Annotated in this window: 12 protein-coding genes; all 12 read right to left on the bottom strand. The window is 31.5% G+C overall.

The features are described 5' to 3' along the window. Nucleotides 1-12: 12 nt before the first annotated feature. Entirely contained in the window at nucleotides 13-1,530 is a 1,518-nt protein-coding gene (purH, locus tag RSD37_RS07485; RefSeq protein WP_346946095.1) for a bifunctional phosphoribosylaminoimidazolecarboxamide formyltransferase/IMP cyclohydrolase, read from the bottom strand. A 6-nt stretch (nucleotides 1,531-1,536) separates the two neighbouring features. Then, nucleotides 1,537-2,151 carry a phosphoribosylglycinamide formyltransferase gene (gene purN / locus RSD37_RS07480; protein ID WP_346946094.1) on the bottom strand — a complete coding sequence of 205 codons (615 nt, stop codon included), beginning with the start codon at nucleotides 2,149-2,151 and terminating at the stop codon, nucleotides 1,537-1,539. Further along, a complete protein-coding gene (gene purM / locus RSD37_RS07475) occupies nucleotides 2,139-3,137 on the bottom strand; it encodes a phosphoribosylformylglycinamidine cyclo-ligase (RefSeq protein WP_346946093.1) in 999 nt (332 codons plus the stop codon). The genes purN and purM overlap by 13 nt, the downstream gene beginning before the upstream one ends. 16 nt (nucleotides 3,138-3,153) lie before the next feature. After that, complete coding sequence (gene purF, locus RSD37_RS07470; protein WP_346946092.1) at nucleotides 3,154-4,578, bottom strand: amidophosphoribosyltransferase; 1,425 nt, start codon at nucleotides 4,576-4,578, stop codon at nucleotides 3,154-3,156. Nucleotides 4,579-4,620: 42 nt separating this feature from the next. Beyond that, nucleotides 4,621-5,322: a phosphoribosylaminoimidazolesuccinocarboxamide synthase gene (gene purC / locus RSD37_RS07465; protein ID WP_346946091.1), complete on the bottom strand. Its 702-nt coding sequence runs from the start codon at nucleotides 5,320-5,322 to the stop codon at nucleotides 4,621-4,623. Further along, complete coding sequence (gene purE / locus RSD37_RS07460; protein ID WP_346946090.1) at nucleotides 5,322-5,801, bottom strand: 5-(carboxyamino)imidazole ribonucleotide mutase; 480 nt, start codon at nucleotides 5,799-5,801, stop codon at nucleotides 5,322-5,324. Before purE ends, purC begins: the two co-directional genes overlap by 1 nt. A 124-nt stretch (nucleotides 5,802-5,925) precedes the next feature. Beyond that, nucleotides 5,926-9,696, bottom strand: a complete 3,771-nt coding sequence (locus RSD37_RS07455) for a phosphoribosylformylglycinamidine synthase (protein ID WP_346946089.1) — start codon at nucleotides 9,694-9,696, stop codon at nucleotides 5,926-5,928. Between the two features lie 317 nt (nucleotides 9,697-10,013). Beyond that, nucleotides 10,014-10,964, bottom strand: a complete 951-nt coding sequence (locus tag RSD37_RS07450) for an ROK family glucokinase (RefSeq protein WP_346946088.1) — start codon at nucleotides 10,962-10,964, stop codon at nucleotides 10,014-10,016. A gap of 27 nt (nucleotides 10,965-10,991) precedes the next feature. Next, complete coding sequence (locus tag RSD37_RS07445) at nucleotides 10,992-11,780, bottom strand: YdcF family protein (protein ID WP_346946087.1); 789 nt, start codon at nucleotides 11,778-11,780, stop codon at nucleotides 10,992-10,994. Beyond that, the gene (locus RSD37_RS07440; RefSeq protein WP_346946188.1) at nucleotides 11,777-12,190 is read right to left on the bottom strand and encodes a VanZ family protein; all 414 of its coding nucleotides are present in this window, start codon (nucleotides 12,188-12,190) and stop codon (nucleotides 11,777-11,779) included. Before RSD37_RS07440 ends, RSD37_RS07445 begins: the two co-directional genes overlap by 4 nt. Nucleotides 12,191-12,240: 50 nt before the next feature. Beyond that, nucleotides 12,241-13,638 (bottom strand): dipeptidase PepV, encoded by a 1,398-nt coding sequence (pepV, locus tag RSD37_RS07435; protein ID WP_346946086.1) that lies wholly within the window; start codon nucleotides 13,636-13,638, stop codon nucleotides 12,241-12,243. A gap of 347 nt (nucleotides 13,639-13,985) precedes the next feature. Next, a complete protein-coding gene (gene iolG / locus RSD37_RS07430; RefSeq protein ID WP_346946085.1) occupies nucleotides 13,986-15,008 on the bottom strand; it encodes an inositol 2-dehydrogenase in 1,023 nt (340 codons plus the stop codon). Nucleotides 15,009-15,156: the final 148 nt, after the last annotated feature.

Here is a 15,156-nt window from a genome sequence, read left to right as displayed (position 1 = left end):
CTACTATTAAAATTAGTGTTTAAAATGTCTCATGCCTGTTACTACCATTGGTATTCCATATTCATTACAAGCCTTAATGCTATCCTCATCTTTAATAGATCCACCTGGTTGAATTATTCCTTTAATGTTATGTTCATGAGCAGTATCTACAGAATCTCTAAACGGGAAGAATCCATCAGATGCAAGTATTACTCCATCTCCAGCTCTATCTATAGCTTGAGCAGTAGCCCAAATTCTATTAACTTGACCACCTGCAATACCTTTTGCCATCTTGTCCTTAACTACCACAATAGCATTAGACTTTACATATTTGCAAACCTTCATTCCAAAGATCATATCTTCCATATGCTCTTTAGACGGTTTCACTTCAGTAACTACCTTTAACTCATTGTAAATTTCCTTATCTACATCCTGAACTAGGATACCACCATCTACAGACATAACTTCTATGTTATCATCTGGTTTTGCACTACATTTTATTACCCTTAAGTTTTTCTTACCTTTAAGAATTTCTAGAGCTTCTGCATCAAACTTAGGAGCAATTACAATCTCTAAAAAGATCTTTTTCATTTCTTCTGCTGCTTCTGCTGTAACCGTAGTATTTAATGCTACAATACCACCAAAGATTGAAATGTTATCACAGTTATAGGCTTTTCTATAAGCATCTAATGCTGATTCACCAACTGCAACTCCACAAGGTGTATTATGCTTTAATGCGCAACATGTAATTTCCTGAAATTCATTTACAACCTTCCAAGCTATATCCATATCTTTTATATTATTATAAGAAAGCGCTTTACCATTTAATATCTCAATATTATTAAGCATTCCCTTTTTATTAGTATTTGTGTAAACTTTAGCTCCTTGATGTGGGTTTTCACCGTATCTTAAATCATCCATCTTTTCAAATGATAGAGATAAATATTTACTGGAAGCAGGTTCTTCCTTTTCTATATTATTTGATAAATATTCACATATAGCACTATCATATGCAGTTGTAAGATTAAATACCTTCATAGCAAGATACTTACGTGTCTTAAATGAAATATCTCCATTAATTTCCATTTCATCCATAACTATTTTGTAATCATCTGCATCACTTATAACTACAACATCTTTAAAATTTTTAGCTGCACTTCTAAGCATTGTAGGTCCACCAATATCTATAAATTCTACAGTATCTTCAAAACTTAAGCCTTCTCTTACCTTTTCAAAGAATGGGTATAAATTAACGCAAACTAAATCTATTGTTTCTATATTTCTCGCCTTTAAATTATTCATATGGTCTTCATTATCTCTTATAGCAAGTATTCCACCATGAACTATCGGATGAAGTGTCTTTACTCTTCCATCTAACATCTCCGGTGCATTAGTAACTTCTGCTACCTCTTTAACTTCTATATTATTTTCTTTTAATAGACTATAAGTCCCTCCAGTAGATATTATATCTACTCCTTGTTCTCTTAAGAATTTTGCAAAATCTATAATTCCACATTTATCATAAACACTTATTAAAGCTCTTCTTATCATAAAATTCTACTCCTTTATAGTAACTTTTCTCTCTTCTATAACAACCTTATTTTCACTTATAAGCTTTATAGCTAGTGGAAGAGCCTTATGCTCCTCTACTAGTATTCTTTGCTGTAATACTTCTGGGGTATCTCCACTATGAACATCAACTACATTTTGAAGAATTATAGCTCCCGTATCCGTGTTTTCATCTACAAAATGTACAGTACACCCACTAACCTTTACTCCATATCTAAGGGCTTCCTTATGAACATTTAACCCGTACATCCCTTTACCACAGAAGCTTGGTATTAAGGAAGGATGAATATTTATTATTCTATCTTTAAAGCCATCTATTAAAGGTGATGCTACAATTGATAAATATCCAGCAAGTACAATTAAATCTACTTTTCCGTCTAAAACCTCATATATTTTATAACTTAAATCTTTTTTTAAAATCTTTCTGTCGAATACTAAAGTTTCTATATTATGTGCCCTTGCTCTTTCTAGTCCATAGACACCCTCTTTATCACTTATAACATACTTTATAGTTACATCCATTAAATATCCATTTTCAATGCTATCTATGATGGACTTCAGATTAGTTCCTCCGCCAGAAACTAATACCGCTATATTAAGCAAACGCCTCCACCCCCAACTTGCACCTTGCCGATTTCATAAGCATCTTCGCCAAGAGCTTTAAGTTCATTTATTACATCTTCTTTTATGGAAGCATCTACAGCAAGAACCATACCTATTCCCATATTAAAAGTATTAAACATATGATATTCATCTACACCTTTATCAATTAGATATGAGAATATAGCTGGTCTTGGAAATGAGCTTTTCTTTATTTCTGCTGTGAAATTCTCTTTAAACATTCTTGGAATATTTTCATAAAAACCACCACCAGTTATATGAGCCATTCCATTTATTTCGAATTTTTCCATAAGTGCTAATACTGGTTTGACATATATCTTAGTTGGCTCTAAAAGAATTTCTCCTAGCGTTCTTCCTTCTAAAACCTCATCATAATTATCTACAATCTTTCTTACAAGAGAGTAACCGTTGCTATGAACTCCCGAAGATGCTATTCCAATAAGTGCGTCTCCTTCTTTAATTCTACTTCCATCTATAATTTTATCTTCATCTACAATTCCTACTGCAAATCCTGCTAAATCGTAATCTCCTAAGTTGTACATTCCAGGCATTTCAGCAGTTTCTCCACCTATAAGAGAAGCATAGCTTTGCATACAACCTTCACTAACACCTTTAACAATATCGCTAGCTATAGTTGAATCTAACTTCCCACAAGCTATATAATCTAAGAAGAATAAAGGCTTTGCACCATGACATAAAATATCATTTACACACATAGCTACACAGTCAACACCTACTGTATCAAACTTATTAAGTTTAATGGCAACTTCAATTTTTGTTCCTACTCCATCTGTTCCGGAAACAAGTACAGGTTTTTCATATCCAGATGGTAGTCTTACCATTCCAGCAAAACTTCCTATACCATTTAAAACTGATGATGTTAAGGTTCTAGCAGTATACTCCTTCATAAGCTTTACCGCTTTATATCCCTCTTCTATATTAACTCCTGCATCTTTATATGTAATCATATTATATCACTCCTTATTATAGTTTTACTGGTGCTGAAATTGGATATTCTCCATCAAAACAGCCACAGCAGAATCCATGATCTTTTCCAAGACATTCGAGTAAATCCATTTTAGATAGATATACTAAGCTGTCTGCACCGATTGCTACTCCAACTTCACTTTCAGTCATCTTATCACCTATTAGTTCACTTCTATACGGAGTATCAATACCATAGTAACAAGGATAATGAACTGTAGGAGAACATACTCTAAAGTGTACTTCAGCAGCTCCTGCTTCCTTAAGCATGGCAACAAGTCTTTTACTCGTAGTTCCACGAACTATTGAATCATCTATTAAAACGACTTTTTTACCTACTACATTCTCTCTTATAACATTAAGCTTAACATTTACTGAAGCTTCTCTTTCTTCTTGTGTTGGAGCAATAAATGTTCTACCTATATATTTATTTTTTATAAGGGCCATATCTATTGGTATTCCTGAAGCCTTTGCATACCCCATAGCAGCAGACATTCCTGAGTCGGGTACTCCAACTACTATGTCCGCATCTACTGGTGCCACTTCATAAAGCTTCACACCTGCCTTATATCTTGAATTATTAACACTAATTCCATCAATAACACTATCAGGTCTTGCAAAGTATATATATTCAAAGGAACAAGTAGCAAGTTTAGATTTTTCTCCAAACTTTATAGACCTAAGTCCCTCATCATTAATAACAACTAATTCACCTGGTTCTACATCTCTTACAAATTCAGCTCCTGTTGCATTAAGTGCACAACTTTCTGATGATACAACATAACTATCATTTACTTTACCAATACATAAAGGTCTAATTCCATATGAATCTCTGATTGCAATTAATTCATTCTCTGTTAGGATAACCATTGCAAAGGAACCTTTTATAACTTGTATAGCATCAATTACGCTCTGAAGTATACCCTTGTTCGCTCCTCTTGATATAAGATTTAATATTACTTCTGTATCTATAGATGTTTGAAATATACAACCTGATTCTTCTAAAATTTCTCGTATTACATCTGAATTAGTTAAGTTTCCATTATGAGCTATTGCAATATTACCAAGTTTAAACTTACCAAGAATAGGTTGCGCATTCTTTAGCGAACTATCTCCTGCAGTAGAATATCTAACATGTCCAATTGCACTGTATCCTTTAAGAGATTTTAAAGAATCCTTGCTAAATATTTCTGATACAAGGCCCATGTTTTTGTTACAATGCATTTCTTCACCATCAAAGGTTGCAATTCCTGCACTTTCTTGTCCTCTATGTTGAAGGGCATAAAGACCATAATATGATCTTTTCGCCACATCTAAATTATTTTTTTTGCTATATATTCCATAAACCCCACATTCATCATGGAATTTATCTTCATCATAACACTCATACCCGTCATAACAAGAAGCTTTAAAATTAAAATCCATTACTTTATTCCCCCTAAAATCTACATTTTACCCATAACTATGCTATTTAATTCTTTCTAGCACCTTTGTATATCCTTCTACTAAATCTCCAAGTTCTCTTCTAAATCTATCTTTATCTAGCTTTTCTCCTGTTTTTAAGTCCCATAATCTACATGTATCTGGTGATACCTCATCTGCAAGAACTATTTCTCCATTGATTTTTCCAAACTCCAATTTAAAGTCCACCAATTTAATATCTTGCTTTAGGAAAAATTCTGTAAGTATATCGTTAACTTCAGCTGCTTCTGCATATATATAATTTAGCTCATCAAAGGTTGTAAGTCCCAATGCTACAGCATGGTAATCATTCATTAATGGATCACCTAGTTCATCTTTTTTGTAGCTAATTTCAAGTACAGTTGTTTTAAGCTCTGTTCCCTCCTCAATACCATATCTTTTGGCCATACTTCCAGCTGCTACATTTCTTACTATTACTTCCAGTGGTATTATTTCAACTTTTTTACAAATTTGCTCTCTATCACTGATTTTTTTAATAAAATGAGTCTTTACATTCTTTTCATTTAGCATTTCAAATATTATAGAACTAATTGTATTGTTAAGTATTCCTTTAGATGTTATTGACGCTTTCTTTTCACCATTAAAAGCTGTTGCATCATCCTTGTAATATACTAAAACCTCATCTGCTTTTTCAGTACTAAATACTCTCTTTGCTTTTCCCTCATAAATAAAATTCTTCATATCCATTATAATTCTACCCCCGCTTCATTTTCTTTTATAAAATTCTCTTTCATTGTTTCTCTATATTTATTAAGTTTGCATTTTACCTCTGGATATTTTATTGAAAGCATTTGTACTGCCATCATTCCACCGTTATAACTATTATTTATTCCTACAGTAGCTACTGGAATTGCCTTAGGCATTTGCACTATTGAGTATAGAGCATCTAATCCATTTAGCGCAGCATTTATTGGTACGCCTATTACCGGAATAGTAGTTTTCGAAGCTATAACTCCTGGAAGATGAGCTGCAAGTCCTGCACCTGCTATAATAGCTTCACAGCCATCATCTTCTAATTTCTTTAATGTTTCTATTAACTTTTCAGGTACTCTATGTGCCGATAATACAAATGCTTCAAAAGGGATTTCAAACTCTCTAAGACATTTAGCTGCACCTCTCATTACTTCTGTATCTGATTTACTTCCAAATATAATTCCTACCTTCATTTAAGAATACCTCCTAATTTTCATATCCGTCTTCTCTTTGATGAGAGATTTATTTTACTCATTATCATATTAATTAATTTTATTTTATATATTTACCCTTTTCTTAAAATTCTTTTCAATGATCTTACTTGAAATATTTAACTCCACTTTCAAATATCTTCATATCATGCTCTCCAAATACATTTTTAATAACTCCATTACCTATTCTCTCACTATGAGCCATCTTTCCAAATACTCTTCCATCTTTACTTGTAATACCTTCGATAGCATAAATAGAACCATTTGGATTAAAGTTAATATCATAGGTTGGATTACCACTATTATCTACGTATTGAGTAGCTACTTGACGATTTTTAAACAATTCTCTTATTACCTTCTCATTTGCAAAGAATCTTCCTTCACCATGGGATATTGGTACTCTATGAATATCTCCTACATTACACTGACTAAGCCATGGGGATTTATTTGATACTATTTTTGTGTTTACCATCATACTTTGGTGACTTCCTATTAGATTATGAGTTAATGTTGGGCTCTCCTCATCTATATCTTTTATTTCACCATAAGGTACAAGTCCTAACTTTATTAAAGCTTGAAACCCATTGCAGATTCCTAACATTAATCCATCTCTATTATTTAGAAGTTCCATAACAGAATCTTTAATTTTTTCATTTCTTACAATAGCATTTATAAACTTTCCTGATCCATCTGGCTCATCACCAGCTGAAAATCCGCCAGGCAACATAATTATTTGAGAGTTTTTAATCTTTTGTTCCATGATCTTAATTGATTCTTTTATATGATCTGGAGATAAGTTGTTAAATATTACAGTATCCACTTCAGCTCCTGCTTTTAAAAATGCTCTTTCACAGTCATACTCACAGTTAGTTCCTGGGAATATCGGAATAATCACCCTAGGTTTTGATATCTTTATCATTGGTGATATTTTTATATTTTCCCTATCTATATTTCTATCATTTAGTATCTCATCTTTCATTGCAAGATGATTTAATTCATCCTCTTGATAATTCTTATTAAATATATCTTCAAGTTGAGATTCATATATTTTAACTAAGTCCTCTAAATAAACTTTTTCATTTTGTCCCATTATTACTTTTTCACTTATGGTACTTCCTATCTCAATGATATTCTTATTTGTAGATTTAAAATCTTTATTTACTTCTAAAATTACGCATCCATAACTGAAGCCTTGTAAATCTTCCACTGAAATCTCATGGTTTATTCTTAACCCTATATTATTACCAAAACACATTTTTGCGAGAGTTTCCAAAACACCACCATAGTTAACTGTTCCACTTGACAAAACTTTACCTGATTTTATTAAGTCATTTATTGTCTTATAGTTTAAGTTTAACTCTTCAAAGTTTATTGTAAAATCTTTATTTATTTCTGTATTTATTAGTATTACCTTACTACCACTCTTTGTAAATTCATTGCTTACAACATTTTTAACATCTCCAGTTGTCACCGCAAAGCTGATTAAAGTTGGTGGTACTTTTAAATCTTTAAATGTACCTGACATACTATCTTTACCACCTATAGCTGCCATCTCTAAACTATGCTGAGCATAAAGGCCACCGAGTAATGCAGCGAAAGGTTTCCCCCATTTTTGTGCGTCATCTCCAAGCTTTTCAAAATATTCTTGGAATGAAAGGTAAACCGCATCCAAATCTCCGCCTAATGCTACAAGTTTAGTGACACTCTCAACTACTGCATACATTGCCCCGTGGAATGGACTCCAAGTTGAAATCTTTGAGTTAAAGCCATGGGCCATTAGTGCTGTTGTAGTTGTATCTCCACCTTGAACTGGAATTTTAAACACCATACCTTCAGTTTGTGTTCTCTGAGTTTCTCCACCATATGGCATAAGCACGGTATTACCACCAATAGTTGAATCAAATATATTCATAAGCCCCTTTTGTGAACTTACGTTTAAGTCTCCAAGAACTGATTCAAATCCTTCTTTCAATGTGGAATGAATCTTTTTATTCTTAAAATAATTATCTTCTTCCTTTGGTGCTGATATAAAAACCTCCCCGTAGGTATTAGCTCCGTTAGTGTCTAGAAATTCTCTAGTTAAGTTAACTATCTCCTTACCTCTCCACTTCATTTTCATAGCTTTTTCTTCAGTAACATTAGCAACAACTACAGCCTCTAAATTTTCTTCTTCACAAAGTTTTATAAACTGATCTACATTTTCACTCTTAACCACCACAGCCATTCTTTCTTGTGATTCTGATATTGCTATTTCAGTACCATCTAGCCCTTCATATTTCTTCTTAACTGCATCTAAGTTTATTTCAAGTCCATCAGCAAGTTCCCCAATTGCTACTGAAACACCACCAGCTCCAAAATCGTTGCATCTCTTTATTAATGTAGTAACTTCCCCTTTTCTAAATAATCTTTGTATTTTTCTTTCTGTAGGTGCGTTACCCTTTTGAACTTCTGAGCTACAAGTATCAATTGAATTCTCTGTATGCTCCTTAGATGAACCTGATGCTCCACCAATACCGTCTCTCCCTGTTCTTCCTCCAAGTAATATAATTACATCGCCTGGAAGCGGAGTTTCTCTAACAACATTTTTAAGTGGTGCTGCTCCAAGTACCGCTCCAACTTCCATTCTTTTAGCCACATAACCTTCATCATATATTTCTCTAACATATCCTGTTGCAAGACCAATTTGGTTTCCATAGCTACTATATCCCCTTGCTGCTTCTTTTGTAATCTTTCTTTGTGGGAGTTTTCCTGCTAAAGTCTCTTCAATAGCCTTTCTTGGATCTGCAGCTCCTGTAATTCTCATAGCTCCGAACACATAACTTCTTCCTGATAATGGATCTCTTATTGCTCCACCAAGGCAAGTTGAAGCTCCTCCAAAAGGTTCAATCTCTGTAGGATGATTATGAGTTTCATTTTTAAACATCAAAAGATACTTCTCAGTTTTATCATCTATATCAACGTCTATCACTATACTACAAGCATTAATTTCTTCTGATTGATCAAGTTTTGGAAGTTTACCTTCATTTCTAAGCTTTTTCATACCTATTACTGCCATATCCATTAAAGTCATAGGTCTTTCTTTTTCTTTATAAACTTCTTTTCTATATTGTTTATATATATTAAAACTTTTTTTAATAGGTTCTATGTATTCTCCATCTTGAAATTCTACATTTGTTAAAACTCTTTGAAAAGTAGTGTGTCTGCAATGATCTGACCAATAAGTGTCAAGTACTTTTATTTCTGTTATTGTAGGATTTCTATGTTCACTTTTAAAATAATCTTTTATTAAAACAATATCTCCTATATTAAGTGACAGTGATCTTTCCTCTAAAAATGTCTTTAGTTCATTATCACTCATATCAATAAACCCATAAATTACTTCTACATCTTCAGAATCTAATTGTTGTTCCATAATAGATTTTTTCTTTTCTAAAGAACTTTCTCTTGAATCCACTGAATTTATGTAATAAGTTTTTATCTTCTTCAAATCTTCCTCTGTAATATTTCCATATATAGCAATGATTTTTCCACTTTTAACTAAAGGAGCTTCTTTTTGAGTAATAAGTTGAATACACTGTGCTGCTGAATCTGCTCTTTGATCATATTGTCCTTCATGATACTCAACCACAAAGTATTTGCTTCCAGCAAGGTCTATTTTTTCTTCATATATATCATCAGTATTCTTTTCACTTAATACTGTGTATTTTATGTCTTGAAGCTCATCATAACTAATTCCACAAATATCATATTTATTTATCAATCTTATTTTTTCTATGTTGTTAATTGATAACAAATTTTTAAATTCTCTAAGTAATTCTTGAGCCTCTTTATTAAAATCAGATTTTTTTTCAACGTAAATTGTGAATATTTTGCTCATTCTACGCATCCCCCTCTTTGTAATAAATACGAATATTACTTTTTAATATCTTTTTATTGTTCGTCTATGTTATTATCATAATACATTATTCACAAAAAATAAACCTATATTTTAAAATTTAATATATTTTTTATAAATATCACACTTTTCCTGTTATTATACATTTCCGCCTTCAAGTTTATGAATTTTCCATGAATTTTTCATCAATGGATATCTGTTCTTTTATAGTTTACACTTCAATTTATACCCAATAAAAAAAGCCCTCCTAAATAGGAAAGCTTTTAAGCTAAATTATTACTTAAGAATAAGCATTGACATTATTTCTGATGTTTGCATAGATTGGCTGCACCTATTATTCCACCATCGTTTCCTATATTAGATAATACAACTCGTCCAACTTCTACTTCTTTATAATAAGTATTTTCCAATACTTGTTGTTTTATCTTAGACAGTAAAAAATCTCCGGATGCAGATAGTCCTCCTCCTATAACAAAAATCTCTGGATCAATTACAGATATTGTGTTTACTATACCTATAGATAAATACTTTACCATTCTATCAACTACCTGGCATGCTACACTATCGCCATTCTGTGCTGCTTCAAATATTACTTTTCCATTGATTTTACTTATATCATCCTCAACATATTCTAGAATAGCTGAACTTTTGCCCTCATTAATTAACTTTATAGCGTAATTTATAATAGCTGTAGAAGAGCAAAATGTCTCTAGACATCCATTCCTTCCACAATTACAGTGATAATAATTTTCTCCAACAATCATATGGCCTATTTCAGATCCCACACCATTAAAACCATCATATACCTTACCATTAATAATTATACCTGCCCCAACTCCAGTTCCTAGAGTTAATAGAACTCCAGATTTACATCCCTTCATTGCTCCAACTTCAAACTCCGCTACCCCTGCTACTGTGGCATCATTCCCAATGTATATTGGAATTTGAAATTCAGCTTCTATAAGCTTCTTTATGGGAACCTGTTTCCACTTAAGATTTACAGAATTGATAATTATTCCACTTTGTGGTTCTACTATCCCTGGAATCCCTATACCTATTCCTTCTATTTCACGCTTATTTATATTTGTATTAGCTATAACTTTGTTTATTAAGTTTACTATATCTTGTACAATCTCCGCATATCCTCTTTCGCGTCTTGTAGGAATTGAATCTTTTAAAATCAAGTTATTTTCTTTATCTACAATTCCAATTCCTATATTTGTACCACCTAAGTCTATTCCAATATACACTACAGAAATTTCTCCTTTATCTATTAATTATTTAATATATCTAAAAAGAACATCTTTAATTAAAGCAAAACTCTCTCTAACATAAAAGTTTAGTGCTGTGACTTTTTCTGTAGGTGCATTAAAACAATGAATTTCCAAGCCTTCACCTTCACCAATATATTTAGCTCTAAACATATGAAAACTATTTGTTATAAGCGTTATACTTATATCTTTATCCAGATTAACTAAACTTTCTTCACCTATTTTTAAAGACTGACCTTCTTCCATAATCGCCTTAGAAAACTTAAAATTTTCATAAGTACTAGTAGATTTATCTTCCATTAAAATATTCTTATCATGTACACCATTATCAACTAAATAGTTTTTCATAGCCAATGCCTCAGTTATTGTTTCCCCTTCTCCCATACCACCACTAACTATAATAGGTATATCCTCAAACTCTCTATTAAACTCTATAGCTTTATCCAACCTTAACTTTAAAGTTCTAGATACTTTATCACCATCTATTCCAGCACCTAATACTAATACATAATTGGTTTGATCTTTATCTTCTATGCTCCCAGTATAAATAATTATAGATTCTAAAGTAATAAATATCATTAATCCCATAACTATTATGATAATTATAATTTTACCAATTCCCTGTGGTATTAATCTATTCTTCATTGCCCAATACAGTATAAAGCTTCCCATTGATATAAAAAGCCAAAATTCTGCAAATGCCATATTAAATGTGCATAGCTTCAATATTATATAATAAATTAATGATAAAATACCAAATACCATAATTAAATCATATAATTTTACTTGTTTCATTTTACCACCTTCTTTTCATATCTATTTATATGTATACCACAGTAATATAAAATAGAACAAGTTATCGATCCACTGAAATCAATTATTACATCTTTAACCTCTGAACTTCTTCCTTCAATAAACCCCTGAAAAAATTCATCACTTACTGCTACTACCAAACAAACTAGTAGAATGGATGAAAAGTTGTATTTTCTGTTATAGAAAGATCCATATGTCATAATTACCAAATAAGAAAGAATTAAGTATTCAGTAAAATGAGCTCCCTTTCTAACTATAATTGTTAAAGTTTCCACCTTCGCTTCACTAAGTTCTAATCTCCCCGATATAATATTTACTATTTTCGAACTAGCCTCCGATGATTCAACTGCTGGTTGACTGGACATATAAAACATCATACTAATCCATAAAATAGTTACTATTAATAATATATATTTTTTCTTAATAATATCTCCACCTTTTCTTACTTTAATAGTTGATAAATAGCCATGGCATAAATTTCTGTAATTTTCATAAGAGAATCAATACTTATAAATTCATCCGGCTTGTGTGACAAATCTTCATCCAATGGAAATACCGGGCCAAAAGACACAGTGTTGCTCATAGCTCTTGCATAAGTATCTTCAGATGTTACATAAGGCTCATTCACTTTGTCTCCAGTAACATCCCTATAGGTCTTCATTAATTTTTTTATTATAAAGCTATCCCTTGAAAAGGAAACAGGTCTTACATGATTAATATTACTTAATTTTAATGGTGAGTATTTAAATCCATCTTTAATACGTTGTAATACATCACTATATATATAGGAAATAGGATATCTTATATTAACTTTAATGTTTACATTATCATTTGTTAAATTTATTACTCCAACATTGAAAGTAAACTTCCCTGAATCTTCATCTTTAAAATTACAATCAATTTTTTCCCCATTATAATATGTAGAAATTAATCTATTGTATTCCTGTACAAATTCCTTCTTATCTATAAACTCCTCAAAAGTTAAAAGAAATTTCATGCCATAAGAAATCGCATTAATTCCATTTTCAGGTGTACTACCAAGAGATTCTCTTCCTATAAACTCAATGCTCATAAGTCTATTCTGTACAAATATTTTATATTTTATTTTTTCTCTCTTTGCAAATCCCTTAAGTTCAACTTCAACTTTTTCTCTAAAAGTTTCAGTGCAACTTAATATGAAATTAGCCCTTGAAGGTACCATATTAGAAGTTTCACCACCAATTATTTCAACAATATTAATAGGCGCATCAAAATCACTTAAAAGTTCCATATTTATATCCATATCAATAATGCCTTTTTCTCCATAAATTATTGGAAATTTACCTTCTGTAGTAAAACCTATATCTGGAGCCTTTTCATACTCTTTATAATAATCAATACTTTTCAAATTAGTTTCTCTGTCACCGCCTACAATTAACCTAACTCTTTTATCTTTAGGAATTAAATTCTCATCTTGTAAAAGCTTCATAGCATAAAGACATGATATCATTGGACCCTTACCATTAATTGCACCTCTACCATAAATCTTACCATCACAGATTTCACCTTCAAAAGGATCTTTAGTCCATCCATAACCTTCTGAAACTACATCTACATGACACAATATACCTACAGTATACTCTCCACTACCTGCCTCAATATGACCACAATAACCACAAAAGTTTTGGCTCTTAAATCCAAGTTCAGTTCCCTTATCTATTACATAGCGAAGACCTTTGTACACCTCTTCTCCAAATGGCATATTAGGCTTCTTATTACCCTCTACCGTCCTAATTTTTACTAATTCTACCAAATCATTTATAATGTTACTTTTATTTTCTTCTATATATTTCTTAAACATGTTTTTACTTTAGACAGTTGATATGCTTTAGCACCACCTACTAAAGTTCACCTCCTTATAATTTACAGAACAAGATAATTTATATTAAGTTTAATTTGTATTTATTCATATTTCATATTTATTATTTCCGTTATCCAAACATTTACTTCTTAATAAATCTTATATTAATTCTTCTTCCATATTTAGTTATATCACAAATATGCTACATATGAAATACCACTTCCCAACCTTATGATACTTTTCATATTGAAACCTAATATTTTATTAATCTTCTATTTAATCAAAAGAAAGAATACCACTTACATGGTATCCTTCCTATATTGGCAATTATTTATAACACTTTTATATTATAGTAATTCAGATATTTTTACAGGTCTGCCTTCAGCAAATGATTTTTTAGCTGCTAGGCCTATAAGTACTGGTTGTAATCCATCATTACCAACTACTGGAGTTATCTTATCATTTATAATAGCTTCAAAGAATTCTTTCATTTCATCAGCAAAAGAATCCATATATCTTTCTAAGAAGAAATATTTAGGTTTATCTGAAGATACACCTTCTTCTGTACTAAGTACTACTGTTGTAGGAGTATCATTGGAAGCTTCTGCTGATCCTTTAGATCCAAATACTTCAACTCTTTGATCATATCCATAAGCAGCTCTTCTACTATTATCTATAACTCCTATAGATCCATTTTTAAATTTTAAGCTTATTAATGCAGTATCTACGTCTCCTGCTTCACCTATTGCTGGGTCTACAAGTACTGCTGCATTAGTGTAAACTTCTTCTACTTCACTACCACTTAAATATCTTGCCATATCAAAATCATGTATAGACATATCAAGGAACATTCCTCCAGATACTCTTGCATATTCAGCTGATGGTGGTTCTGGGTCTCTTGCAGTAACTTTCACAATTTCAATGTTACCAACCTTCCCAGCTTCAACCATTTCTCTTACTTTTCTAAAGTTATGGTCAAATCTTCTGTTGAATCCAACTTGATATTTAACACCTGCTTTTTCAACAGCATCTAATGCCATTTTAATTTTTTCTAAATCATAGTCGATTGGTTTTTCACAGAAAATGTGTTTACCTGCATTAGCTGCTTCAACTGATATAATAGAGTGAGTGTTTGTAGATGAGCATATTATTACAGCATCTATTGCTGGATCTTCAATTATTTTTTTATAGTCATCATAAACCTTAGTTACGCCTAAGCTGTTTGCCCACTCAACTATAGAATCATTTAAAAATACATCTGCTACAGCAACTAATTCTGCATAAGCACCTAACCTTCTAGCAATATTTTCTGCATGAAGTTTACCTATTCTTCCTACTCCAATAACCCCTACTTTTACTTTTTTATTCATAATAACATCTCCCTTTTTCCACTATTTAAATTAATATATTTTTTAGCTAACAGCTCTATACTGCTTAACTTAATTCCCTATTTCATAATAATACCTATGTAAATATCTATTCTCCTACCTTTAAATCCTTAGTCTACTGTTATAAATA

Source organism: Clostridium sp. (assembly GCF_036646415.1).
Lineage (GTDB): Bacteria > Bacillota > Clostridia > Clostridiales > Clostridiaceae > Clostridium_J.
The sequence above is the reverse complement of the archived record's forward strand: the minus strand, read 5'-3'. Positions and strand labels throughout refer to the sequence as shown.

Bases quoted from the DNA above. Each gene is read 5' to 3' on its own strand.
- purH (WP_346946095.1), bottom strand. From the start codon at position 1,530: ATGATAAGAAGAGCTTTAATAAGTGTTTATGATAAATGTGGAATTATA.
- purM (WP_346946093.1), bottom strand. From the start codon at position 3,137: ATGATTACATATAAAGATGCAGGAGTTAATATAGAAGAGGGATATAAA.
- purF (WP_346946092.1), bottom strand. From the start codon at position 4,578: ATGGATTTTAATTTTAAAGCTTCTTGTTATGACGGGTATGAGTGTTAT.
- purC (WP_346946091.1), bottom strand. From the start codon at position 5,322: ATGGATATGAAGAATTTTATTTATGAGGGAAAAGCAAAGAGAGTATTT.
- purE (WP_346946090.1), bottom strand. From the start codon at position 5,801: ATGAAGGTAGGAATTATATTTGGAAGTAAATCAGATACAGAAGTAATG.
- RSD37_RS07455 (WP_346946089.1), bottom strand. From the start codon at position 9,696: ATGAGCAAAATATTCACAATTTACGTTGAAAAAAAATCTGATTTTAAT.
- RSD37_RS07445 (WP_346946087.1), bottom strand. From the start codon at position 11,780: ATGAAACAAGTAAAATTATATGATTTAATTATGGTATTTGGTATTTTA.
- pepV (WP_346946086.1), bottom strand. From the start codon at position 13,638: ATGTTTAAGAAATATATAGAAGAAAATAAAAGTAACATTATAAATGAT.
- iolG (WP_346946085.1), bottom strand. From the start codon at position 15,008: ATGAATAAAAAAGTAAAAGTAGGGGTTATTGGAGTAGGAAGAATAGGT.